This is a genomic window from Actinoplanes sp. TBRC 11911 (genome assembly GCF_012933445.1).
In the GTDB taxonomy this organism is placed as follows: domain Bacteria; phylum Actinomycetota; class Actinomycetes; order Mycobacteriales; family Micromonosporaceae; genus Actinoplanes.
Window position 1 is genome coordinate 196,883 of sequence record NZ_JABBNC010000013.1, and the last position, 23,173, is coordinate 220,055.

At 72.1% G+C, this 23,173-nt stretch carries 21 protein-coding genes; 5 read left to right on the forward strand and 16 right to left on the reverse strand.

Annotation, left to right across the window (positions count from 1 at the left end; translation table 11 throughout):
- The first annotated feature begins 34 nt into the window (after window positions 1-34).
- Window positions 35-712: an NUDIX domain-containing protein gene (locus HH310_RS20035; protein ID WP_169177104.1), complete on the forward strand. Its 678-nt coding sequence runs from the start codon at window positions 35-37 to the stop codon at window positions 710-712.
- Window positions 713-750: 38 nt separating this feature from the next.
- On the forward strand, window positions 751-1,110 hold the full coding sequence (locus HH310_RS20040; RefSeq protein WP_169177105.1) for a hypothetical protein: 360 nt from the start codon (window positions 751-753) through the stop codon (window positions 1,108-1,110).
- A 2-nt stretch (window positions 1,111-1,112) separates the two neighbouring features.
- On the opposite strand, the gene HH310_RS20045 is transcribed toward HH310_RS20040, so the two are convergent.
- Window positions 1,113-2,933 carry a ricin-type beta-trefoil lectin domain protein gene (locus tag HH310_RS20045; RefSeq protein WP_211192379.1) on the reverse strand — a complete coding sequence of 607 codons (1,821 nt, stop codon included), beginning with the start codon at window positions 2,931-2,933 and terminating at the stop codon, window positions 1,113-1,115.
- Window positions 2,934-3,051: 118 nt separating this feature from the next.
- On the opposite strand from HH310_RS20045, the gene HH310_RS20050 reads away from it, so the two are divergent.
- The gene (locus HH310_RS20050) at window positions 3,052-3,270 is read left to right on the forward strand and encodes a hypothetical protein (protein ID WP_169177106.1); all 219 of its coding nucleotides are present in this window, start codon (window positions 3,052-3,054) and stop codon (window positions 3,268-3,270) included.
- A gap of 477 nt (window positions 3,271-3,747) precedes the next feature.
- Here HH310_RS20050 and HH310_RS20055 read toward each other — a convergent pair whose 3' ends face one another.
- The 13 genes from HH310_RS20055 to HH310_RS20115 form a co-directional block, all read right to left on the reverse strand.
- Window positions 3,748-4,344 (reverse strand): NUDIX domain-containing protein, encoded by a 597-nt coding sequence (locus HH310_RS20055; RefSeq protein WP_169177107.1) that lies wholly within the window; start codon window positions 4,342-4,344, stop codon window positions 3,748-3,750.
- Window positions 4,341-6,029, reverse strand: a complete 1,689-nt coding sequence (locus HH310_RS20060; protein WP_169177108.1) for a CTP synthase — start codon at window positions 6,027-6,029, stop codon at window positions 4,341-4,343. The genes HH310_RS20055 and HH310_RS20060 overlap by 4 nt, the downstream gene beginning before the upstream one ends.
- Window positions 6,030-6,085: 56 nt before the next feature.
- Window positions 6,086-8,266 carry a hypothetical protein gene (locus HH310_RS20065; protein ID WP_312034220.1) on the reverse strand — a complete coding sequence of 727 codons (2,181 nt, stop codon included), beginning with the start codon at window positions 8,264-8,266 and terminating at the stop codon, window positions 6,086-6,088.
- Window positions 8,263-9,366: a glycosyltransferase family 4 protein gene (locus HH310_RS20070; RefSeq protein WP_169177109.1), complete on the reverse strand. Its 1,104-nt coding sequence runs from the start codon at window positions 9,364-9,366 to the stop codon at window positions 8,263-8,265. The genes HH310_RS20065 and HH310_RS20070 overlap by 4 nt, the downstream gene beginning before the upstream one ends.
- Window positions 9,367-9,375: 9 nt before the next feature.
- Window positions 9,376-10,935, reverse strand: a complete 1,560-nt coding sequence (gene murJ, locus HH310_RS20075) for a murein biosynthesis integral membrane protein MurJ (protein ID WP_169177110.1) — start codon at window positions 10,933-10,935, stop codon at window positions 9,376-9,378.
- Entirely contained in the window at window positions 10,932-11,762 is an 831-nt protein-coding gene (locus HH310_RS20080) for a hypothetical protein (protein ID WP_169177111.1), read from the reverse strand. The genes murJ and HH310_RS20080 overlap by 4 nt, the downstream gene beginning before the upstream one ends.
- 25 nt (window positions 11,763-11,787) lie before the next feature.
- Window positions 11,788-12,735 carry a copper transporter gene (locus tag HH310_RS20085; RefSeq protein ID WP_169177112.1) on the reverse strand — a complete coding sequence of 316 codons (948 nt, stop codon included), beginning with the start codon at window positions 12,733-12,735 and terminating at the stop codon, window positions 11,788-11,790.
- An 18-nt stretch (window positions 12,736-12,753) separates the two neighbouring features.
- Window positions 12,754-13,932, reverse strand: coding sequence for a putative cytokinetic ring protein SteA (gene steA / locus HH310_RS20090; protein ID WP_169177113.1), 1,179 nt, complete (start codon window positions 13,930-13,932; stop codon window positions 12,754-12,756).
- Between the two features lie 82 nt (window positions 13,933-14,014).
- A complete protein-coding gene (recN, locus tag HH310_RS20095; RefSeq protein ID WP_169177114.1) occupies window positions 14,015-15,736 on the reverse strand; it encodes a DNA repair protein RecN in 1,722 nt (573 codons plus the stop codon).
- 43 nt (window positions 15,737-15,779) lie between these two features.
- Window positions 15,780-16,667 (reverse strand): NAD kinase, encoded by an 888-nt coding sequence (locus tag HH310_RS20100; RefSeq protein WP_169177115.1) that lies wholly within the window; start codon window positions 16,665-16,667, stop codon window positions 15,780-15,782.
- Window positions 16,664-17,518: a TlyA family RNA methyltransferase gene (locus tag HH310_RS20105; protein WP_169177116.1), complete on the reverse strand. Its 855-nt coding sequence runs from the start codon at window positions 17,516-17,518 to the stop codon at window positions 16,664-16,666. Before HH310_RS20105 ends, HH310_RS20100 begins: the two co-directional genes overlap by 4 nt.
- Before the next feature lie 29 nt (window positions 17,519-17,547).
- Window positions 17,548-17,892 (reverse strand): hypothetical protein, encoded by a 345-nt coding sequence (locus HH310_RS20110; protein ID WP_169176991.1) that lies wholly within the window; start codon window positions 17,890-17,892, stop codon window positions 17,548-17,550.
- Window positions 17,889-18,689 (reverse strand): phasin family protein, encoded by an 801-nt coding sequence (locus tag HH310_RS20115; RefSeq protein WP_211192381.1) that lies wholly within the window; start codon window positions 18,687-18,689, stop codon window positions 17,889-17,891. The genes HH310_RS20110 and HH310_RS20115 overlap by 4 nt, the downstream gene beginning before the upstream one ends.
- 104 nt (window positions 18,690-18,793) lie before the next feature.
- Here HH310_RS20115 and HH310_RS20120 point away from each other — a divergent pair, with 104 nt between their 5' ends.
- Entirely contained in the window at window positions 18,794-19,129 is a 336-nt protein-coding gene (locus HH310_RS20120; protein ID WP_169177117.1) for an alkyl sulfatase C-terminal domain-containing protein, read from the forward strand.
- A gap of 27 nt (window positions 19,130-19,156) precedes the next feature.
- Here the strand turns inward: HH310_RS20120 and HH310_RS20125 are convergent, their stop codons facing one another.
- Both HH310_RS20125 and HH310_RS20130 read right to left on the reverse strand, forming a co-directional pair.
- Window positions 19,157-20,155, reverse strand: a complete 999-nt coding sequence (locus HH310_RS20125) for an HAD-IIA family hydrolase (RefSeq protein ID WP_169177118.1) — start codon at window positions 20,153-20,155, stop codon at window positions 19,157-19,159.
- On the reverse strand, window positions 20,152-21,240 hold the full coding sequence (locus tag HH310_RS20130) for a hypothetical protein (RefSeq protein ID WP_396027531.1): 1,089 nt from the start codon (window positions 21,238-21,240) through the stop codon (window positions 20,152-20,154). Before HH310_RS20130 ends, HH310_RS20125 begins: the two co-directional genes overlap by 4 nt.
- Between HH310_RS20130 and HH310_RS20135 the strand changes: the two genes are divergently transcribed.
- Window positions 21,142-23,043, forward strand: a complete 1,902-nt coding sequence (locus tag HH310_RS20135) for a hypothetical protein (RefSeq protein ID WP_169177119.1) — start codon at window positions 21,142-21,144, stop codon at window positions 23,041-23,043. The two genes, HH310_RS20130 and HH310_RS20135, sit on opposite strands and share 99 nt — an antisense overlap.
- The last annotated feature ends 130 nt before the right edge of the window (window positions 23,044-23,173 follow it).

The following is a 23,173-nucleotide window of genomic DNA, read 5'->3' on the forward strand; positions in this document are numbered from 1 at the left end:
GCCCGCTCGCCCCGCCGGTGTACGGTCGCTGGCCGTGAACTCCCCCATCCCCGGCGTCGACGTACCGGATGCTCGCGGCCGTGTCGGCCTGGACCGCACCGGCCGCGAGCTCACCGGCAACCCCGGCGTCGTGATCCGCGACGTGGAACTGATCGCCTCCGCCTGGCACGTGCTGCGCCGCACCACCTACGACTACCGCCGCCGCGACGGCAGCTGGACCCGAGAGCAGCGCGAGACGTACGACCGCGGCGACGGCGCCACCATCCTGCTCTACGACCCGCTGCGGCGCACCGTCCTGCTCACCCGCCAATTCCGGTTCCCCGTGTACGCCAACGGCCACCGCGACGGCATGCTCATCGAGACGGCCGCCGGACTGCTCGACGACCAGGACCCGGCGAGCGCGATCCGCCGCGAGGCCACCGAGGAGCTGGGCGTCACGGTCGGCGAGCTGGAGCATGTCTTCGACGCGTACATGAGCCCCGGCTCGGTCACCGAGCGGCTGCACTTCTACGCCGCCCCCTACTCGGCCGACTCGCGCACCGGCGACGGCGGCGGCCTGGCCGACGAGGGCGAGGACATCGAGGCCGTCGAGCTGGCCTTCGAGGAGGCCCTGGACTGGATCGACGACGGCCGCATCGCCGACGCGAAGACCATCATGCTGCTGCAGTGGGCGGCGCTGCGCGGACCGTTCCGCGCACATGAACAGGATTGAACCCGGCGTCATCACCCGCCGGCCGATAACCTGATCATGTGAAGCTGAACCTCAAGCTCAGCAAGCGCCCGATGATGATCGCGGCCGTCGCCGTCCTGGCCATGGGCGCGGTCATGGTCAGCCGCTCGTCCCACGACGACTCCGCCGGCAGCCTCGACGACGCGGCGAACCGCGCCTGCAGCGACTTCGCCGCGGGCTATCCCCAGGCCCGCACGAAGACCGCGCGCCTCGCCCTCGCCGACCGGGTGACCGCCTCCTCCGGGCGTACCGGCAACCGGCAGATCTCGCAGCGCGCGGTCGACGTGGGCCGCACCGCCGACGACGGCAGCACGGCGTGGCGGGACAGCGCCGAGGCACTGACCACCGCCTGCCGTGCTGCCGGCTGGCAGGCCGCGTAGGACTACGGCGCGGTCCACTTCTGGTTCGCGGCTCCGGTGCACGTCCAGATCTGCAGCCGCGCGCCGTTGGCCGTGTTGTTGTTCGTCACGTCCAGGCATTTCCCGCTGCCCACGTTGATCAGGTCACGGCCGGACGTGTACGTCCATCGCTGGTTCGGCCCGGCGAAACAGTCCCAGAGCTGCACCGCCGCGCCGTCCGCGGTGCTGTTGCCCGTCACGTCCAGGCACTTGCCGAGCCCGCGGACGGTGCCGTCGGTGCCCAGCGTCCACGTCTGGTTCGGGCCCGCGGTGCACGACCACATCTGCGGCGGGTTGCCGTTCGCCGTGGAGCCGTTCGTGACATCGAGGCACTTGCCGCCGAGCCCGCTGATCGGACCGGTGCGGCCGGTCGGCGGGTTGGTGGTGCCGCCGCCGTCGCCGGGCCAGGTGAACGTCGCCATCGAACCGGCCGGCATGGTGTAGCCGAACGACGAGCCGCCGTACGCGACGCGGAAGCTCTGCGTGCCGCCGGTGTTCACCGCGACCAGCGCGATGGTGCCGTCCGGGTTGCGGAAGGCCACGTTCTCGATACCGCCCTGACCGTAGTTCGTGGAGTCGACCCGGACCGCGCCCGGCTGCACGAACTTGCTCAGATGCCCGAGCACGTAGTACTCGGCGTTGTAGGTCACCGATCCGCCGTTGACCGTGACCACCCCGGTGCAGTTGGTGCAGCTGCCGATGACCGGCCCATGCTGCGCGTTGAGCGCCATGTTCCAGGTGGTGACCGTCCGGGCCCAGTTCCGGGTGGTGCCGATGGCCAGGTTGCGGCCCTGCCACCACAGGCTGTCGGCGAACGTGTTCGCGGACTCGGTGCCGCTGCACTCGGTGAAGAAGATCTCCTTGCCCGGCTGGGCGTTGCGCACCACCGACTGCCCGCCCGGGTTGCCGCCGTAGCAGTGCCACGCCGAGCCGGCCACGTTCGCGCCGGCCCCGTTGTTCACGGTCTGCGGGTACGACGTCTCGTCCCAGTTGTGGTCATATCCCAGGATCTTGGTGGTCAGACCCGCCGCGCGCAGCTTGGGCGCGAGCGTGTTGATGATGCTGACCTGCTGCTGGGCGCTCATCCGCATGCCCGGATAGGCGGGCGGCGAGAAGTTCGGCTCGTTCTGCACGCTCAGGTATCCGATCGGCACCCCGGCTGCCTGGTACGCCTGCACGAACTTGACGAGATAGTCCGAGTAGACGCCGATGTTGGCGTCACGCAGCGACCCGCCGATGAGCGAGTTGCTGTCCTTCATCCAGGCCGGGGCGCTCCACGGCGTGGCCATCACGGTGAGCCGCGGGTTCAGCGAGCGCGCCTGGTTCACCAGGGGCACGATGTACGACGTGTCCCGGGCGATGGAGAACCGCGACAGGCTCGGATCCGCACCGCCGTCGTCGTAGGTGTAGAAGTCGCGGGAGAAGTCGGTGGCGCCGATCGGCTGCCGCAGCCAGCTCAGCCCGATGCCGGTGCCGGACGTGCCGAACAGGTTGCTCATGATGGTGTTGCGCTGTGACGAGTTGGTGATGTTCCAGGCGGCCGCGTCGGTGAGCGAGGCGCCGAACCCGACCATCGACTGGTAGGTCACGTTCGGGTTGACCGTGATGGTCGACCCGCCGCCACCGCCGTCGAACACGACGCCGGCCTGGGGTTTGAGCAGATTGTTGCGGTCCGGAGTGGTGAGCCAGACCGCGGCGGTGGTGGCCGCGAGGGATGGGGTGGCGGTGGCGACGACCGCGGCGCCGGCCACCACTGTCGCGGTGGCCGCCAAGACGGCGAGACGGGGTTTCCACAGATCGATCACAGTGCTCCTCGGGGAGTGTCCGCCGGCGCGCCTCATCGGGGGAAGGCGGCCTAACAGATAGGAGACTTTAAATATAAGCTGGCCGCCGCGTGGGTCAAGCCGCGACGTCCGCCCGGGGGTGGGAACGGTCACGGTCACCCGCGATCACGCGACGCGGCTGATGTCGCTCGTCTTCGAGACACCCGAGGGCAAAACCATCCCGGTCGTGCTCTCCACCGCCGAGATCAGGACCGTGGCCGACGTGCTCGAGAGCATCGCCGAACCCGAGCTGAGCGCGGACGCCCTCAAGAGGTCGGTGATCGCCGCCATCGGGCGCGACCCGTTCGCCCAGGCCTAGACGAGTAAGTCCTGACCGTGGGGATTTTGTGAACCTTGGAGAGTTGCGCCCACATACGAGCCATAACTCTCCAAGGTTCACATTCGGCCGGAACAATCCGCCGGGCGAAAGCCGCGTTACATGACAAAAGTATTCTCTACAATGGACGCGGGTCTCACATCGCGGACGGTCGGTCCATGATGCGGGCACGGGTCTCAGCAGGCGGTCACCCGTCTCACGGAATGGAAACGCCGCGCGGCCGCGCGCCGAGCCCGCCCGTCCAGCGGCCCATCTGATCTGTAAAATATCGGGAAATATCGGATATGCGAGACGGGGTGGCGGGGGCTGGCGGAGCGACGGCGATCAAATCGCTGATCGCTTACGGTCGCTGACTCGCCTTCGGCTGCTGACTCGCCTGCGGCTGCTGACTCGCCTGCGGCCACTGACTCGGCAAGGGCCGCCCCGCGCAGCCGTGCTCGGCCGCGCGGGGCCCTGCGGTCAGGGCAGTGGGAAGTCGGCCGGGCGCAGCGTGGCCCAGCCCTCGTCGCGGGCGCGGGACGCGGCCAGCAGGCCGCCCACCGCGGCGGCGTTGGTGATCTCGCCGCGGAAGACCATGGCGACGGCCTCGTGCAGGTCGAACCAGGCGATCTCCAGGTCGGCCTCCTCGTCGGTGCGGGAGAAGCGTTCCGCGTCCGGGACCGGCGACAACGAGCGGGCCAGGAAGATCCGGATCGACTCCTGGGTGAAGCCCGGCGACGTGTGCAGGTCGATCAGCAGGTCGAAGCGGCCGGCCCGCAGGTCGGCCTCCTCGGCCAGCTCCCGCTCGGCGGTGCGGACCAGCTCTTCGCCGGCCACGTCGCGCAGGCCCGCGGGCAGCTCCCACAATCGGGTGCCGACCGCGTGCCGGTACTGCCGGATCAGCACCACCCGGTCCACGTCGTCGAGGGCGACCACCCCGACCGCGCCCTTGGCGACCACCACGTCCCGGCCCACCGTACGGCCGTCGGACATCGTCACCTGGTCGGTGCGGACCGTGAAGATCGGCCCCTGGTAGCGGGGCGTGCTGGACACCGTCTCGTGCGTGAAAGCCGTCATAGGGCCGCTTCCACCTCGACCGGCAGCTCGTCGGCCGCCGCGTACTCGACGGCCGCCCGCACCAGGCCGTCGAAGAGGGGATGTGCCCGGGTCGGGCGGCTCTTCAGCTCCGGGTGCGCCTGGGTGGCCACGAAGTACGGGTGGGTGTCGCGGTCCAGCTCGATGAACTCGACCAGCCGCCCGTCCGGCGACGTGCCGGAGAAGACCAGCCCGGACTGGGCCAGCTTGTCCCGATAGTCGTTGTTCACCTCGTAGCGGTGCCGGTGCCGCTCGGAGATCTCGGTCTCGCCGTACACCTCGGCGATCACCGACCCCTCCTTGAGCACCGCCGGGTACGCGCCCAGCCGCATCGTGCCGCCCAGGTCGCCCTTGCCGGCCACGATGTCCTCCTGATCGGCCATCGTGGAGATGACCGGGTACGGCGCGCGCTCGTCGAACTCAAGCGAATTGGCGCCGGTCAGACCCGCCAGGTTCCGGGCCGCGTCGATCGTCATGCACTGCAGGCCCAGGCAGATTCCCAGAATCGGGATCAGATGCTCACGTGCGTACCGGGAAGTGTTGATCTTGCCTTCGATGCCGCGGACGCCGAACCCGCCGGGGATCACGATGCCGTCGACGCCCTTGAGAGCGGCCGCCGCACCCGCCTGGGTCTCGCAGTCGTCGCTGGGCACCCAGCGCAGCGCCACCTTGACGTTGTTCGCGAAACCGGCGGCGCGGATCGCCTCGGACACGGACAGGTACGCGTCCGGCAGGTCCACATACTTGCCGACCAGCGCGATCGTGATCGTGCGCTTCGGGTGGTGCACCCGGTGCAGGAGATCGTCCCAGGTGGACCAATCCACATCACGGAACGAAAGACCCAGGCGGCGTACGACGTACGCGTCGAGCCCCTCGCGATGCAGCACCTTGGGGATGTCGTAGATGCTCGGGGCGTCCGGCGCCGCGACCACGGCCTCGCGGTCGACGTCGCAGTACAGCGCCAGCTTGTGCTTGAGCTTCTCCGGGATCTCCCGGTCGCTGCGGCAGACCAGCGCGTCCGGCTGGATACCGATGTTGCGCAGCGCGGCGACCGAGTGCTGGGTGGGCTTGGTCTTCAGCTCGCCGGACGGGGCAAGATACGGGACCAGCGACACGTGCAGGTAGAACACGCGGTCGCGACCGACCTCGTGGCGTACCTGACGAATCGCCTCGAGAAACGGTAACGACTCCATGTCTCCGACGGTGCCGCCGACCTCGGTGATCACCACATCCGGGACCCGACCCGATTCGTCCGGGTCGGCCATCGCGAAGATGCGTTCCTTGATCTCGTTGGTGACGTGCGGGATGACCTGCACGGTGTCGCCGAGATATTCGCCGCGGCGCTCCTTGGCGATGACCGCCGAGTAGATCTGGCCGGTCGTCACGTTCGCCTTGCCGGACAGCGCGCGGTCCAGGAAGCGCTCGTAGTGCCCGACGTCGAGATCCGTTTCCGCGCCGTCCTCGGTGACGAACACCTCACCGTGCTGGAAGGGGTTCATCGTGCCGGGATCGACGTTCAGGTAGGGATCGAGCTTCTGCATGACGACCCGCAGTCCGCGCGCGGTCAGAAGGTTGCCGAGGCTGGAGGCGGTGAGGCCCTTGCCCAGCGAGGAGGCGACGCCCCCGGTGACGAAAATGTGCCGCGTGTCGCGCACTGATGAGGCCAAGGCCTTGCTCCCGTGGTCGTCTGATCGGACGTGCAGACTGGGCCTGAATAAACGCCCTATCCACGGGAGTCCACCGTAACACTTCCACCCCCGGCATCTCGTCCGGGCTGGTGGCGGCGCGTGTCACGTTCCTGCTCACCCTCCGGCCTCGTACGGTCGGCGGAGTGCAACAAAACGCGCAGCGCCGTCAGCACCGCGACCGGGACCGCGACCGCGGCGGCCGCCCCGGCGACGGTCAGCGCCGTGCCGCCGAGCACCCCGGCCAGCAGCGTCGCCACCGTGGTGCCGGCACCGGCCGCGCGCAGCGCCGGATGCAGTCCGAAGACCCGGTTCAGCCCGCCCCACGGGGAGAACTGGCAGAACGCCAGCATCAGCACCCCGATGATGGCCAGCAGCGTCAGCGGGCTGCCGAGCAGCGCCTGCCCGTTGGCCGCGGCCGCGCGCTGCATGGCCGGCCCGGCGGTGCCGTTGCCCAGCTCGTTGAGGAACCGGCCGAGGCCGCCCTGTTCGAGCGCGGGACGGCGCAGGTCGAGCACGGCGAAGCCGATGGTGACCGCGAGACCGGCCAGCGCGGACCAGGCGAAGCGCGGGAAGGTGAGCCAGCCACCGCCGCTGATCGCCGCGGCCACGCACACGCCGGCCGTGACCGCGATGGCGCCGACCGGGTCGGCGCCCAGGTACGGGCTGCCGATCATGATCACGCCGATGCCGCCGAGCAGCACTACGACCACCGGCCGCCACTGCCGGCGCACCCACTGCCCGACCCACCCGGCCGCGACCAGCAGCCCGCACACGAACACGCCCAGCCCGACCCCGCCGACCCCGGCGTAGCGGGCGCCCTGGATCGCCGAGTACCCCGCCACCCCGTTGAACTGCAGTTGCGCCCCGGTCAGCAGGTCGGCCCCGACCACGATGACGCCGATCGCCGCGGTCGCGCCCAGCGGCCACAGCGTGCGGTGGTAGCGCGGCGCGGCCCGGATCGCCGCCGTGCCGATCAGGATCAGCGCGAACGTGACCAGCCCGAACACCCAGGCCGGATGTTTGGCCCGCCACCACGGCGAGGCGTCGGCGAGCAGCGCGGCCGGAATGGCCAGCGCGGCCGCGATCAGCGCCATCTCGAACACCTCGACCACGCGCCGGGGCGGCAGCGCGGGACCGGTCGGCCCGGCATGCCGGCGGGCGCGCGCCATCACCGGCACGATCAGCACGAACAGCAGCAGTTCGAGCGCGGCGAGCACGGTGAAGAAGATCGCGGCCACCGAGAACTGCGCGGAGGCGCGCTGGTCGGCGTTGTGGTCGCCCTGCACGGCGGCGGCGACCGAGTGCGGTTTGCCCGGCACGATGGTGGCGGCCCGGCCGGCGAACAGTTTCTCCGGCAGTGGGCGGCCCAGCGCGGCCAGCACGGTCGGGGCCAGGTCGATCAGCTGCAGGTAGCCGTCGCGGCCGGTGCCGGCCGAGGTGAGCCAGCCGCCGTCCCAGCCCTCCCCCTCGGCGATCGCCAGGTGCAGCCGGGAGGTGCGGTCGGTGTCGGAGACCCCGGCGATCAGCATCAGCGACCGCGGCGGGCGGGCCGCGAGCACCCGGGCCAGCGTGGCGTCGGCCTTCTCGACCTGCGCCTCCCGGGCCGCGCCGGAGCCGGTGATGGTGCCGAGGTCGACCATGCTGAGCAGGCAGTCGGACAGGTCCTTGGCCGGGTTCGCGGGCAGCTCGGCATGGTATTTGTCGACCCGGCCGACCGGGCGGGCCGCCGCGATCGCCGCGCCCGGGCCGATCGCCGTGGTGCACCGCACCGAGTCGGCGAGCGCACCGGGCACCGCACCGTAGGGCAGCCGGTTCGCGTTGTCGGCCACCACCGTGCGCTGGTCGGTGAGGTTCGCGCCGATCGCGTCCGGCTGGGTGAGCGCCGGTTGCACCGGATCGCAGGTGGTGGTTCCGGGCCGTCGCGGCCACGCCGCGTAGTTGCCGGCGCCGAGCGTGAGCCACCCGTCCGAGGGACAGGTGACCCGCATCGCCGACTTGACCGACAGCCAGCCGATCGAGCCCTTGGTGGCCTCCGCCCACAGCGCCGGGGTGCGGTGCGGGTCGAGATCGTCCCAGCGCAACCCGGCCGCCCCGGCCACGATCACGTAGTCGACCCGGTCGGTCGGGGCGGCGCTGGCCGGACGGAACGCGAACCCCGCCACGCTGGCCACCACCGCGGCCAGGATCAGCGGAACGGCGATCCAGCGGTCTTTCACCCGTGCTCCGTCACTTCGGCGTATGCCGCGCGTACCAGGGCCACCGTGCCGGCCTCGTCCGGCCAGGTGGCCGCCTGCCGGGGACCGCGCGCCGCGTAGTCGGAGCGCATCCCCGCGTCGCCGAGCAGCTCGCGGACGGCGTGGTCGAGCGCGTCCACGTCGCCCGGCGGGATCAGCAGGGCGGCGTCGTCGACCAGGCCGGGGATCCCGCCCACCGCGGTGGCGATCAACGGTACGCCCGCGGCCAGCGCCTCCTGGGTGAACAGCTGGCGGGCCTCCCAGTCGCTGGTGACCACCGCGAGGTCGGCGGCGCTGAGCAGATCGGGCACGTCGGAGCGGCGGCCGAGCAGGTGGATCGGGGCGTGCTTCTCGGAGGCCAGCTGGGCGATCGTCATGTAGCTCGGCCCGGAACCGGCGATCGCCACGAACGGGACCGGCGTCATGTCACGCCACCGGGCGGACGCCTCGACCAGCACGTCGTATCGCTTCTGCGGGTGTAACCGGCCGACCGAGAGGATCAGCGGGACGTCCGGGCGCATGTGGAACTCGGCGCGGATCGCGGCCCGGCTGCGCTTGGGCGGGGCGAGCACCGGCGCCGCGACCGGGCCGAGCCGGGCCTTGCGGGCGCCGAGCGCGGTGGCCCGTTCGACGAGGTCCTCGGACGCGCCCAGGGTCAGCGCCGCGGTCCGGGCGACGATGCGTTCCACCAGGGCCGACGCCTGCCCGCGCAGCCCCTTGGCGATCACCGCGTTGTGCCAGGTCACGACCAGTGGGACGCCGCTGCGGGCGATCCCGGCCACGAATCCGGCGCGCAGCCCGTGCGCGTGCACCACGTCGAGGGCCCGGCTGGACAGCGCGGCGCGGAGCTGCCGGATCGCACCGGCGTCCTGTGCGCCCGGGTTCGCCGGGATCTCCACCGGGACGAAGACGGCGCCGTCCGCGGCGAAGCCGAACAGCTCGTCGGTCTCGGCCGGGCCGCAGACCAGCACCTCGCAGCCGGCCGCCCGCAGACCCCGCGCGAGCGAGGCGACGTGCTGACCGATGCCGCCGGTGCTGGACGCCAAAACCAGCGCCACCGAGCCGCGCCATCCCTCGTCCACGTCTCTCCCTCACTCTCCCCGGCGGCGCAGCCGCCGGCTCACCGCCGCCGCCAGCGGTGCCATGTCGCGCTTGTCCAACGCGTACGCCACCGCCAGGTAGACGGCCGCGACCACCACGCCGCCGAGCACCCCTTGCACGAGGGCCGCGAACACCGTCGGAGTGGCACCGGCCAGGTGACCGAGACCGTCCACCGCGAGCCAGCCGGCGAGCGCGGCGATCCCCGCGGCCACGATACCGACGGCGAGCGCGCGGCCGAGTCCCGCCAGCGCTGCGGGCCCGGCGTTGCGGCGTACCGCGAGGATCAGGAGCAGGCCGATTACGCTCATCCCGGCGGTGTTGGCGAGGCCGAGCCCGAGGACCTGATAACGGTCGTCGAGGCCGGACATCCCCAGCGCCGCCGCTGCCGCGACCAGCCAGCCGGTCGCCGTCGCCGCGGCGGCTGCCGCGGTCGCCCCGCGTGCGTACAACGCTCTCGACAGCAGTGCGAACAAGGCGTACCCGAAAAGGCCCGGGGCGAATCCGACAATTCCGGAAGAGGCTGGTTTGGCGTTGATCAGGTACGCCGTGGGGGCGGCCAGCGCGATCAAGGCGGCCACCCCGAGGCCGGCGGCGAGCGACACCGACCGGGCGGTGCTGGACAACGCGGCGTGGAAGTCCCCGTCCCGCGCCGCCGCCAGGGTCGGGTACACCGCGGTGGCTAGTGGGACCGCCAGCACGGCCCAGGGCAGCAGGAACACGGTTTGCGCCGCGTTGTAGAGGGTCAGGCCGCTGTCCACCGCCAGCAGGATCACCACGGCCGTCATGACCTGTTGCGAGCCGACCGTGACAGCGCCGGCCCACCCGAGGCGTACGGCCTGGCGGCCCTCGTCGCCCGGGAACCGTAACGCGGGCCGCAGCCTCAGGCGGAGTCGCCGCAGCGGGATGAGCAGGCAGAATGCGAGCACGACGACGCCGAGGGTGGTGCCCACCGACAGGATCAGCTGCCCCCCGGTCGATAAACCGGAAAAATCCGTCTTTGCCCCGTCGACCACCGCGTACGAGAGATAAGCGACCATCACCGTCACGGAGGACAGCAACGGCGCGATCACCGGCCACGCGAACCGGTGGTGCGCCTGCAGCACGCCGGTCAGCACGATCCCGATCCCGTACAGCGGCAGCTGCGGCGCGAACACCCGCAACATCTCCGCCGCGACGTCACGGTGCGCGTCCGGCACGTTCAACAGGCTGGTGATCGGCCCCGCCAGCAACCACACCAGCACGGCCAGCGGCACCAGCAGCACGAGCACCCAGGTGAGCAGCGCGGACGCGACCGCCGACACCCGTTCCTTGTCACCGCCCGCGACGTGCCCGGCGAGCAGCGGCACCACCAGGCTGGCCAGCGCGCCGCCGGCGACCAGCTCGAACACGATGTTCGGGATGGTGTTCGCGGCGTTGTAGACGTTCGCCAGCCCGTCGTGCCCGACCGTGTGCAGGAAGACGAAGGTGCGCCCGAACCCGGCGATGCGGGAGACGACGGTCAGAACCGTGATGAGCGCCGCGGCGCCGGCGATGGTCGCCCGCTGGCTCATGCGGGCCGGCGGCCCAGCTCGTCCCACCGGCGCAGCCACGGCGTGTCCTGGATGACCTGGGTGAAGCTGACCTTTTCGCTGGCCGCGGTCAGGGCACCGAGCGCGGCCAGCGCGGCGATCCGGCCGGCCGGTCCGCTGCGGGCGACGAGAGCGACCCCGAGCAGCGCGCCCAGCGCGTTCGCGCCGGCGTCGCCGAGCATGATCTCCTCGCCGAGGTCGTCGGCGACCAGCGCGGATGACGCGCCGAGCGCCCCCGCCGCCAGCCCGCCGCCACGACCGGCGGTCAGCGGCACCCCGATCACGGCGCCCGCCTTGATCGCCCGGCCCGGCCGCAGGTCGAGCAGGTTGACCAGGTTGGCCATCCCGGCGATCACCCCGGCGCCGACCAGCACGTCCGCGGCGCCACGCACGCCGGAGCGGCGGCTGCCCACCAGCGCGCTCGCGACGAGCCCGGCCGCGCCGACCCCGGCGATCTTCACGAGGCCGCTGGTCACCCGGCCCTCGCGCAGCGCGCCGAGATGGCCCTTGAAGCCCTTCGCGGCCTTCTGCGAAGGCCGGTTGCCGACCACGTCGTCGTAGAGGCCGACCGCCCCGGACACGACACCCGCGGTCATCGCCGCCGCGGCCGCCCGCGCGCTCGGCGCGCCCAGCGCGGCACCGACGCTCGCGCCCGCCGCCAGGGCCGGGCCGCCGGCCAGGCTGACCGTCTTGCCGTGGAAGTTCACGCGGTCGAGACGAGCCGAATGCGGATCGCGGCGGATCCAGGTCAGAGCGGCGCGTGCGACGCCCGCTCCGGCACCGAACGCCCGGAAGACTCCTGTGGCCATGGCTGGGAAGTTTAGAGACCGGCCGCTACGGCGCGGTCTTCGGCACCATCGAGGTCGAGCCCGCAGCGAGCCCGTATTGACCGACCTTGTTCTGGATGAAGCGCTCGACGGCGGTCATCCCGGTCGCCAGCTGTCCGTTGACGGTGCTCGCGTTGTCCACCGTGGAGATGTCCTTGGAGAGGCTCGGGTCGCCGCGCACCGCGGAGATGAGGTTGCCGTCGCCGACGCCGTCGCCGGCCACCACCTCCGGCCGCTTGTTGGTGCCGGCCCCGAGGAACTGGGTGGTCAGCGTAACCGCGTTCTGGCTCTTCTTCGCCGCGTCCTTGTCGATCGCGGGCGCCCCGGAGATCACCACGGTGCCGTCCGCGAGGCCGGCCGCCTTGTCGTCGGTCGAGATGTAGCCCGCCTTCGAGTACGCCGTGAGGATCGAGGTCACGTCGGCCGGCGTCGCCTGAACCGCGCCCGGCCGCTGCAGTAACGCGAGCGCGAGCTGCGCACTGGCCGTCTCCACCCCGTCGCTGTTCACCGGCAGCCCCTCGATCGGGACACTCGGCTCGGACGACTGCCCGGCCAGGTCGAGCAGCTCGAACGAGTTGTTCGGGTCGAGGAACTTCTCGTTGATCGTCACCTTCGCGGTGATCGTCGCCCCGGCCAGTTTCAGCATCGAGATCACGCCATCGGCGTACACATCGGTGTCGGGCAGCGCCAGCACGACGAGCTTCTGCCCGGTCAGCTTGCCGGCGAGAAGAGCCGGGGCGATCTCGGTAGCGAAGCCCTGGCTGCGGTTGATCTCGTCGCGGTACTGCGAGATCTGGTCGCGCTTGTTGCTGTTGTCCTTGTTCAGCGCGACGATCTGGCTCTGGAGACTGTCCGCCACCGGTCCGTTCAGCGCCGCCGTGCCCACCACGAGGCCGATGGCGAGCGCCAGGAAGACCGCGGTGAGTGACACCACGTGGTACCGGAAATTGATCACGACAGGCCCCGTCGATCGTCAGAAAAGCTGCCCGAGCTGGAAGACAAGATTGTCCCACCACTCGGAGACCACGGTGAGGTACGCCTTACCGACCGTGGACACGGCGACGGCGGAGGCCATCGCGAACAGCGCGGACAGCACCAGCAGCAACAGCGCCGAGCCGGAGATGTTCTGCTTGTACAGCCGGCTCACGCCCTTGGCGTCGACGAGCTTTCCCCCGACCTTCAGCCGGGTGAGGAACGTCGAGGCCATGCCGCCGCGGCCCTTGTCCAGGAACTCGACCAGGTTGGCGTGCGTGCCGACCGCGACGATCAGGGTGGCGCCCTTGTCGTCGGCGAGCAGCATCGCCAGGTCCTCGCTGGTGGCGGCGGCCGGGAAGGTGAGGGCGTCGACGTCGAGCCCGGCGACCCGCTCCAGGCCGGGGGCACGGCCGTCGGGGTACGCGTGCACGACCACCTCGGCGCCGCACCGCAGCACGTCGTCGGTCACCGAGTCCATGTCGCCGATGATCATGTCGGGTGTGTACCCGGACTCGACCAGCGCGTCGGCGCCGCCGTCGACGCCGATCAGCACCGGCTTGTACTCGCGGATGTACGGCCGCAGGACGTCCAGGTCTTCCTTGTAGTCGTAGCCGCGGACCACGATCAGCACGTGCCGGCCGGCGATACGGGTCCGCACCTCGGGCACGCCGACGCCGTCGAGCAGCAGGTCGCGTTCCTGCTTCAGGTAATCCATGGTGTTCGCGGCGAACGCCTCGAGCTGCACGGACAGGCCCTCACGCGCGTCCGCCATCGAGGTGGCCACCGAGTCGGCGTCCTGGCGTACGCCGCCGGCCACCGCCTCGCCGTCGAGCAGCACCGTGTCGTCGACGATGCTGATCGTGTCGCCCTCGTGCAGCCGCTCGAAGACCTCCTCACCGAGGTTGTCGACGAGCAGGACGCCGTTCTTGACCAGCACCTCGGGGCCGAGGTTCGGATACCGGCCGGAGATCGACGGCTTCGCGTTGAGCACGGCCGCCACCCCGACCGCGACCAGCGCGTCGGCGGCCACCCGGTCGATGTCCACGTGGTCGATCACGGCGATGTCACCGGGGCGCAGCCGACCGGTCAGACGCTTGGTCCGACGGTCTAGGCGCGCGACACCGGTGATCGCGTCGGGATCGACGGCGCGGACACGGCGCAAGGTGGGGATACGCATCAACGTCATCCTGACACGCCGACGCACGCGCCTCACGCGCGACATGCGCATTCTCCCCAACAAACGGGGCAAACCACGCAGGTCAACCCCTCTTTTCCCGGCCGGCCACGGCCAGCAACTCCTCCGCGTGCGCGATCCCCAGGTCGGAATCGGGCAGCCCGGCCAGCATGCGGGACAGCTCCCGCGCCCGCTCGGTCTCCTCCACGATCCGCACGCCGCTGGTGGTGATCGCGCCGCCGGTGTCCTTCTGGACCACGAGATGGCGGTCGGCGAACGCGGCGACCTGCGGCAGGTGGGTCACCACCAGCACCTGGTGCGTGCGGGCCAGCCGGGCCAGCCGGCGGCCGATCTCGACCGCGGCCTGGCCGCCCACGCCGGCGTCCACCTCGTCGAAGACCAGGGTGGGCGGGCCACCCGCCCCGGCGAAGACCACCTCGATCGCGAGCATCACCCGGGACAGCTCACCGCCGGACGCACCCTTCTGCAGCGGCAGCGACGGCGCGCCCGGGTGCGCGACCAGGCGCAGCTCGACCTCGTCGGCGCCGTCCGGCCCGAGACCGTCGTCGGCGGTGCGCGGCACCACCGCGACCTCGACGGTGGCGTGCGGCATCGCGAGGCCCGCCAGCTCGACGCTGACCGCCTCGGAGAACCGGCCGGCGGCCTCGACCCGGGCCGCGGTGAGCCGCGCGGCCAGCTCGCCGACCTGCGTGGCCAGCCGCTGCCGTTCCTTGTCGAGCTCGTCGAGCAGCTCGTCGGACGAGTCCAGCGCGGCCAGCCTGGTCTGCGCGTTCTCCGCCCAGGCGATCACGCCCTCGACGTCGTCAGCGTATTTCCGGGTGAGCGTGCGCAGCTCGGCCCGCCGCTCGTAGATCTGCTCCAGCCGGGCCGGGTCGGCGTCCAGCGAGCTCAGATACGTGCTCAGCTCGGCGGAGACGTCGGCGACCAGGGTGGCCGCCTCCTCGACGCGGGCGGCCAGCTCGCCCAGCGCCGGATCCACCGCGGCCTGCGCCTCCAGCGTGCGGCGGGCGGTGCCGAGCAGCTGCGTCGCGTCCGGCGTCTCGTCGGTGACCTCCACCCCGGCGGCGAGGGCCTGCGCGGCCAGCGACGCGGCCACCCGCAGCCCCTCGGCATGCTCCAGCCGCTGCACCTCGGCGCGCAGGTCGTCGTCCTCACCGGGCTGCGGGTCGACGCGGGTGATCTCGTCGAGACCCAGTTTCAGCAGGTCGGCCTCTTGCGAACGGGCCCGCGCGTTACGCCGGCGGTCGGCCAGATCGTCGACCACGGCACGCCATCGCCCGTACGCCTCGCGGTATGTCTCCAGCAGCTTCTCGTGCTCCGGGCCGGCGAACCGGTCAAGAGCGCCGCGCTGCTCGGCCGGGCGCAGCAGCCGCAACTGGTCGGACTGCCCGTGCACGGCGAGGACCTGCTCGCCCACCTCGGCCAGCATCGCCACCGGCATGCTGCGGCCGCCCACGTGCGCGCGGGACCGGCCCTCGATCGTCACGGTGCGGCTGAGCAGCACCGAACCGTCCTCGTCCACCTCGGCGCCGGCCTCGGTGATGCGGGCGTGCACCGCCCCGGCCAGCCGGCCGGTCAGCCGCAGCCGGCCCTCCACCACCGCACGGCCCGGGTCGGCACGCACCCGGCCGGCGTCGGCCCGGCCGCCGAACAGCAGCCCGAGACCCGTCACCACCATGGTCTTTCCGGCACCGGTCTCACCGGTGATGACGTTCATGCCCGACGTCAGCCTCAACGTGGTGTCATCGATGACGCCGAGCCCGGTGATGCGCAACTCCTCCAGCACACGGCGAACAGTATCGGTACCCACCGACAATCGCCCAGCGCGATCATCGTCGATTGCCGCGCCACCCCTCCACCGGAAGCGCGAACTTGGCCACCAGAACATCGGTGAACGGCCGCGGCGTGAGCCGGACGAGGCGTACCGGAAGATCCCCCCGCTCGACCGTGACCTTCGCCCCCGGCGGCAGGTCCCACGTGCGGCGGCCGTCGCAGCACATCACCGCGAACGACGTGTACGGGTCGACGGTCAGCGTGAACGACGACGACGGCCCGGTCACCAGCGGCTTCGAGAACAGGGCGTGCGCGCTGATCGGCACCAGCAGCAGCGCCTCCACCTCGGGCCACACCACCGGTCCCCCGGCCGAGAACGCGTACGCCGTCGAGCCCGTCGGTGTAGCGCACACCACACCGTCGGCCCCGTAGCGGGCCAGCGGCCGGCCGTCCACATCGACGAGCAGCTCGAGCATCTGCGCCCGCTGCCCCTTCTCGACGCTCACCTCGTTGAGCGCCCACGACTGCGCGATGAGCCGTCCGTCGTACTCCGCCCGGACGTCCAGCGTCATCCGTTCGTCCACCTTGTACGAACCGTCGACGATGTCCTTGACCGCCTGGTCGATGTGCTCGCTCTCGGCCTCGGCCAGGAAGCCGACCTTGCCGAGGTTGATGCCGAGCAACGGCGCCTTCACCGGACGGGCCAGCTCGGCCGCGCGCAGGAACGTGCCGTCCCCGCCCAGCGCCAGCACGATCTCGACGCCGTCCGCCGCGTGCGGGCCGTCGACCCGGGCCACCTCGGGCGGCAGCTCGAGATCCGCGCCCTCCTCGGCGATCACGCGCACCTCGAACCCGGCCGCCACCAGATCCCGCGCGACGTCCCGGGCGTGCTGCGTGCTCTGCCGGCGCCCGGTGTGCGTGACCAGCAGGGCCGAGCGCGTCATCTGTCCTCCAAGGCTTTCGGCTGGTCTTCCGGCTCGCCAGAAGCTACCCGCGTACCCGGTCCGGCGGCGACCACTCGCTCGACCTCGTCACGATCGGCGGCCTCGGCGTCCCGCCGGAACCAGACGAAGAACTCCACGTTGCCGCTCGGACCCGGCAGCGGGCTCGCGGTGACCCCGGCCACCCCCAGACCCAGCGTGGCACCGGCGGCGGCGACGTCCAGCACGGCCTCGGCGCGCAACCGCCAGTCCCGCACCACGCCGCCCGATCCGACCCGCTCCTTGCCGACCTCGAACTGCGGTTTCACCATCAGCGCGAGATCACCGTCGGGCGCGGTGCAGGCGGCGAGCGCGGGCAGCACCAGACGCAGCGAGATGAACGACAGGTCGGCCACGGTGAGATCGACGGTCCCGCCGATGACGTCCGGCGTGAGCGTACGCACGTTGGTGCGCTCCAGCACGACCACGCGATCGTCGGTGCGGATCGGCCACGCGAGCTGCCCGTAGCCGACGTCGACCGCGACCACCTGGGCGGCGCCCGCACGCAGCAGCACGTCGGTGAAGCCGCCGGTGGAGGCGCCCGCGTCCAGGCAGCGCCGTCCCGCGACGGGCAGTTCCGGGAAGGCCGCCAGCGCCCCGGCCAGCTTGTGCCCGCCCCGCGACACGTACTCGGTGGCCGGATCCGCGCCGGTGACCAGCACCGGATCGGCCGGGTCGATCATCGCGGCGACCTTACGGGCCACGATTCCCTTCACCTGGACGCGACCGGCCTCGACCAGCGACGCGGCCTGTTCGCGGGACCGGGCGAGCTTGCGCCTGACCAGCTCGGCATCAAGGCGCGCACGACGAGCCATGAAACGTCAAATCCTCTTCCCGTACGGCGTCACCGATCGATCCCGGCCAACGTCTCCTGAAGCACCTGATGCGCGGCCTCGTACTCGGCGATCTGCTCGCCGGGCGCGAGCCGCGCGGCGTTCGCCAGCGACTGCAGCACCGCGTCGACCGCCGGATGCCCCGTCCCGTCCGCCGGCTCGTCTCCCACGTGAACCGGGGCGGGTTCCGGGGTGCCTCCGGCGCTTTCCGCGACCGGCCGCCGCGCTCCACCACCGGCGGGCGGCCGCGCTCCACCACCGGCGGGCGGCTGCGGGCCCGCGCCGAGCGGCGGCTGCGGGCGGAATCCGCCCGGCGGGGGGCCCGGGCGCGGGCCTTGCTGCTGCGGGAACGTCATGCGGTCTCCTCCGGCCTGCCCGGCTCGGCCTTCTTGGCCGGCGCCTTCTTAGCGGCGGTCTTCTTCGCCGGCGGTAACGCTGTCCCGGCGGCGGCGTCGCGGACGGCCGCGGTCGGGGCCTCGGCCGTTCCCGCCGGGACGCCGCCGGTGGTTGCCTCGGCCGTGCCGGGCGCCGCCTTCGCGACCGCCTTCTTCGCGACCGCCTTCTTGGCGGCCTTCTTCGCCGGTCCTAGGAACGCCGCCTTGGCGACGGTCTTGCCGGTCGCCTTGGGCGCCGCCTTCTTGGCCGGTGCCGCCGCGGTGGCCGACGTGGCGGACGCGGGCGGGGTTGCCGACTTGGCCGGCGCCGCCGAGGTGGCCGCCGAGGGCATCGCGTTCGGGGTGGCCTTCTTCGCCACCTTCTTCGCGGCGAGCTTGCGCGGCAGCGGCGCCGGCTGGTCGAGCCGGGTGCCGCCGGTGCCCGGCTGGCCGGACTCGTCGTCGATCGCGAGCCGATCCTTGGCCTCGCGCAGCTGACGCTCCAGATCCCGGACCCGGGCGTTCAGCTCGTCGACCTCCTGGACCGTCGCGAGGCCGACCACGCCCAGGGCACGGTCCACCTCGTGCCGGACGATGTTGGTCAGTGCCTCGCGGTTGGCCGTCCCCGCCGACGTCAGGTCGTCGACCAGGCCCTGCAGCTGCGCCGCCGTGGCCCCGCCCCGGCTGGCGAGATCACCGACGACCTTCTGAGCGCGCTTGCGCGGCGCCTCGGTCAGACCGAGCGCCATCTCCAGATACGCCCGCCATGCGTCCGCCATGTTCCGCTCCTCTCGCGGCTTGTCGTGTGCCACGCTACCGGGCGGTTCCCGGGAGTCCGTACGGTACGGTGCGATACGCGGGCGGGTGTCGTGAAGGGGTTGTGATGGCGACGGTGGACGAGTGCCGGCAGGCGCTGCATGATCTGGCCGCGCGGCTCGACGCGCACGTCGAGGCCCAGGGCAAGCTCGACCTGGACCGCACGGTGGCGCTCCGCCTCACCGACCTCGGCGCGGCGTTCCACTGCCGCCTGACCGGGGGCCGGCTCGTCGACATCACCGACGGCGACGACCCGAAAGCCAAGATCGCTCTGATCACGACAAGCGACAACCTGGTCGCCATGGTGGCCGGCAAGCTCGACCTGACCCGCGCGATCGCCACCCGTCAGGCCTCGATCAAGGCGAACCCGTTCGACCTGCTGAAGCTGCGCAAGCTCATGTGATCGAGCCGATCGCCAGCCGCGACTCGCTCAGATTCCCCAGCTCTTGAGCAGGCTCCTCGCCTCGTCGCCGTCCGCGTGCAGGTCGGCGACGCCGGTCCAGGTCGCGGCGCACAGCAGACGCAGCGCGGTGATCGGGTCTCCGTTGCCGCTGAGCGTGGCCGCGTCGCCGTCGCGGGTCACGTGCCAGCCGCCGGCCGCGTCGGCGTCCAGCGACAGGCGGGCCTCGTCCGCCGGGCGGAACAAACCACCCAGATCCCTTGCCACGTACGCCGGTCGGCGCTCCGGCGGGGCGTGCAGTAGCTCGGCCGCGTCGCTGACTCCGGTCAGCACCAGCAAGCTGTCCATTCCGGCGCCGACCGCGCCCTGGATGTCGGTGTCCAGCCGGTCGCCCACCACCAGCGGTTTCGTGGCGTCGTGCTGGGCCGCGGCCGTGCCGAACAGTCCCGGTTCCGGCTTGCCGACGACCAGGTCCGGGTCGCGGTCGAGCGCGGTTCGCAGCACGGCCACCAGCGAGCCGTTGCCGGGCAGCGGGCCGCGCGGGCTGGGCAGGGTGCGGTCGGTGTTGGTGGCGACCCAGATCGCCCCGGCCCGCACGGACAGCGCGGCCTCGGCGAGGATCCGCCAGCCGACCTCCGGGCCATAGCCCTGCACGACCGCGGCGGGGCTGTCGTCGAGCCGTTCCACCGGGGTGAGGCCGACGTCGCGTACCTCTGCTCGCAACGCCTCCGCACCGACCACCAGGACCGGCGCGCCCGGCGGAAGTTTCTCCGCGAGCACGGCCGCCGCCGCACCGGCCGAGGTGAGGACCTCGTCGGGTGCCGCGGGTACGCCCATGCCGGTAAGCAGGGCGGCGACGTCCGGCGCGCGGCGCGAGGCGTTGTTCGTCGCGTACGCCACCGGGGTGCCCTCGGACCGCAGCCGCTCGACGGCCTGGACCGCGCCCGGAATCGGCTTGTCGATCAGGTAGATGACGCCGTCCAGGTCGAAGATGACCAGGTCGTGGGCTGCGGCGAGGGTGTCGGTCATCCCCGCGGCCGCTTCGGCTCGTCCTCGTCGTCGCGGTCTTCCGCTTTGCCGCCGGCCTTATCGGTGGCGGTCTTGGCGGCTACGTCCTCGGGGCGATCGTCGTCCTCATCGTCGCCGTTGACGTTGAAGTCGTCGTCGTCCTCATCGTCCTCAACGACGTCGAGATCATCGTCGTCTTCGTCGTCCTGGACGACGTCGAGGTCGTCGTCGTCCTCATCGTCGTCGTCCTCGAACTCGTCCGCCTCGGCGCGCTCGTCCCCGGCGCGCTCGTCGTCGTCCTCGAACTCGTCCTCGTCGTCTTCATCTTCGTCGTCAACGTCGAGGTCGTCGTCATCCTCGTCGTCGTACTCGTCCCGCGCCGCCCGGCCGGACTCGCCTTCGCCGGCCTCCGCGTCGTCGTCCTCGTCGCTTTCCTCATCGCCCTCGAGGGTGACGCCGTCGAGTTCGAGGAGCCGCTCGGCCGCGTCGGTGAGCTGGTCCTCGTCGACCGCGGCAGCCCGCGCGAACCACTCCCGGGCCTCGTCGCGGCGCCCGGCCGCGAGCAGCGCGTCGGCGTACGCGTAACGCAGCCGGGCCGCCCACTCGGCGTCCTCGTCGCCGGTCAGCTCGCGCACCTGCAGCATCGCCACCGCGGCGTCGTGCTGCCCGAGGTCACCGCGCGCACCGGCGGCCACGATGAGCAGCTCGATCGCGCCGGCCTTGTCCATCTTCTCGACGTCGGCGCCACGATAAAGGTCGATGGCCCGCTCCGGCCGGCCCAGCGCGCGCTCACAGTCGGCAAGCTCGGCCAGGTGGGTCTGCCGCCCGGTCATCCGGTGATAGGTCCGCAGCTCGGCGATCGCCGTGGTCCAGTCCCCCGCGGCATACGCGGCAAGACCGACAGCTTCCCGTACGACAGCGATCCGTGACGCCAGACGACGCGCCGCGATCGCGTGCTGCAGTGCGAGCTCGGCGTCCTCGTCGATGATCTGTCCGGCGGCGACGAGGTGCCGGGCGACGCTCTCGGCCTGGTCCCGGGCCAGCGAGACGAGCTCGCCGCGCACCTCCGGGTCGAGATCCGCCGCGGCGATGTCCTCGGGAATCACCGGAGCCTGGAACGACGGCGTCGTCTGCTCGTCGCCCTGCTCCCGCTCGGCGCGGTCATCCCGGAAGCCCCGGTCATCCCGACGGAAGCCGCCGCGGTCACCCTCGGACCGATCCCGGTAGGACTGGTCACCCTGCGGACGGTCCCCGTAGGACCGATCCCCCTGCGGACGGTCGCGGTAGGGGCGGTCGCCTTGCGGACGGTCGCCCTGCGGACGGTCGTTGTAGGACCGGTCACCCTGTGGACGGTCCCGGAAGCCACCGCGGTCGCCTTGCGGACGGTCGCGGTAGCCACCGCGGTCACCCTGGGGACGATCGCGGTAACCCCCGCGGTCACCACCCTGCGGACGGTCACGGAACGGCCGGTCGCCCTGCGGGCGGTCGCGATAGGGCCGGTCGCCCTGGGGACGGTCGCGGAACCCGCCGCGGTCGCCCTGCGGACGATCCCGGAACGGCCGGTCGCCCTGTGGGCGATCGTTGTAGGGCCGGTCGCCCTGCGGACGGTCCCGGAAGCCGCCACGGTCGCCCTGCGGACGGTCCCGGAAGCCACCGCGATCACCCTGGGGACGATCGCGGAAGCCCCCGCGGTCACCACCCTGCGGACGGTCACGAAACGGCCGGTCACCCTGCGGCCGGTCGCCTTGCGGACGGTCGCGGAAGGAGCGTTCACCCTGCGGGCGATCGCCGAACGGCCGGTCACCCTGCGGGCGATCGCGATACGGCCGGTCGCCCTGCGGACGGTCACGGAAGCCACCACGGTCACCCTGCGGACGGTCGCCCTGCGGCCTGTCCCGGAACCCGCCGCGGTCACCCTGCGGGCGGTCCCGGTAGGGCCGGTCGCCTACCGAACGGTCACGATCCGAGCTGCGGAACCCACCCCGGTCGCCGTAGCTACCGCCGCTGCGGAACCCACCACGATCACCAGTGCTGCCGCCACTACGGAATCCGCCGCGGTCGCCGGAGCCACCGCCACTACGGAACCCGCCACGGTCGCCAGAACTGCCACCGCTGCGGAAACCGCCACGGTCGCCAGAACTGCCGCCACTACGGAAACCGCCACGGTCGCCGGAGCCACCACGGTCGCGGTCGCCGCCACGGAACCCGCCGCGGTCCTGGAAGCCACCGCGGTCGCTGGAGCCACCGCGGAAGCCACCCTGCGGACGGTCACGGTCTTGGTAGCCGCTGCGGTCACGGTCGCCGGAGCCGCCGCGGTCCTGGTAAGGGCCCCGGTCTCGATCGCCGCGAATGCCTCGGTCGCCGCCGGCGAATCCGCGGTCGCTGCGACCCTGGTATCCACCGCGGTCCCGGTCACCGCCCCGGAAGCCACCCTGCGGACGGTCGCCGCGGAAGCCGCCCTGCGAGCGGTCGCCACCCTGCGGACGGTCGCTACGGAAGCCGCCACGGTCACGGTCGCCGCCCCGGAACCCGCCCCGATCGCCGGAGCCGCCACGATCGCGGTCGCCACCTCGGAACCCGCCGCGGTCGCCGGAGCCGCCACGATCGCGGTCGCCGCCCCGGAAGCCGCCCGAGCCGCCGCCGCTGCGGAACCCGCCGCGGTCGCCGGAGCCACCGCGGTCCCGGTCGCCCCGGTAGCCGCCGCCACTTGGGCGGTCCCCGCCGCGATAGCCGCCGCGGTCGTCTCGGTTGTCGCCGCCGCGGCTGTCACCGCGGCCCTGGTAGCCGCCGCGGTCGCGGTCGCCGCCGGAGGATCGGTCACCTCGGGAGGACGAGTCGCCCCCATCACGTCCGCGGCCGCCCTGGCGGTCGTCGTCGCGGTCGCGGGAGCCGCCGTCGTGCGGTCCTGAAGTCACGGATCAATCCTTCCGATACGGCTGGCCCTCTGAACGGCGGGCGCGGCCACAACACTCAAGCTACTCGGGGGCCGACATAGAAAAGCAGCCGAGGGCCGACCCCTCATAGGGGTGGCCCTCGGCT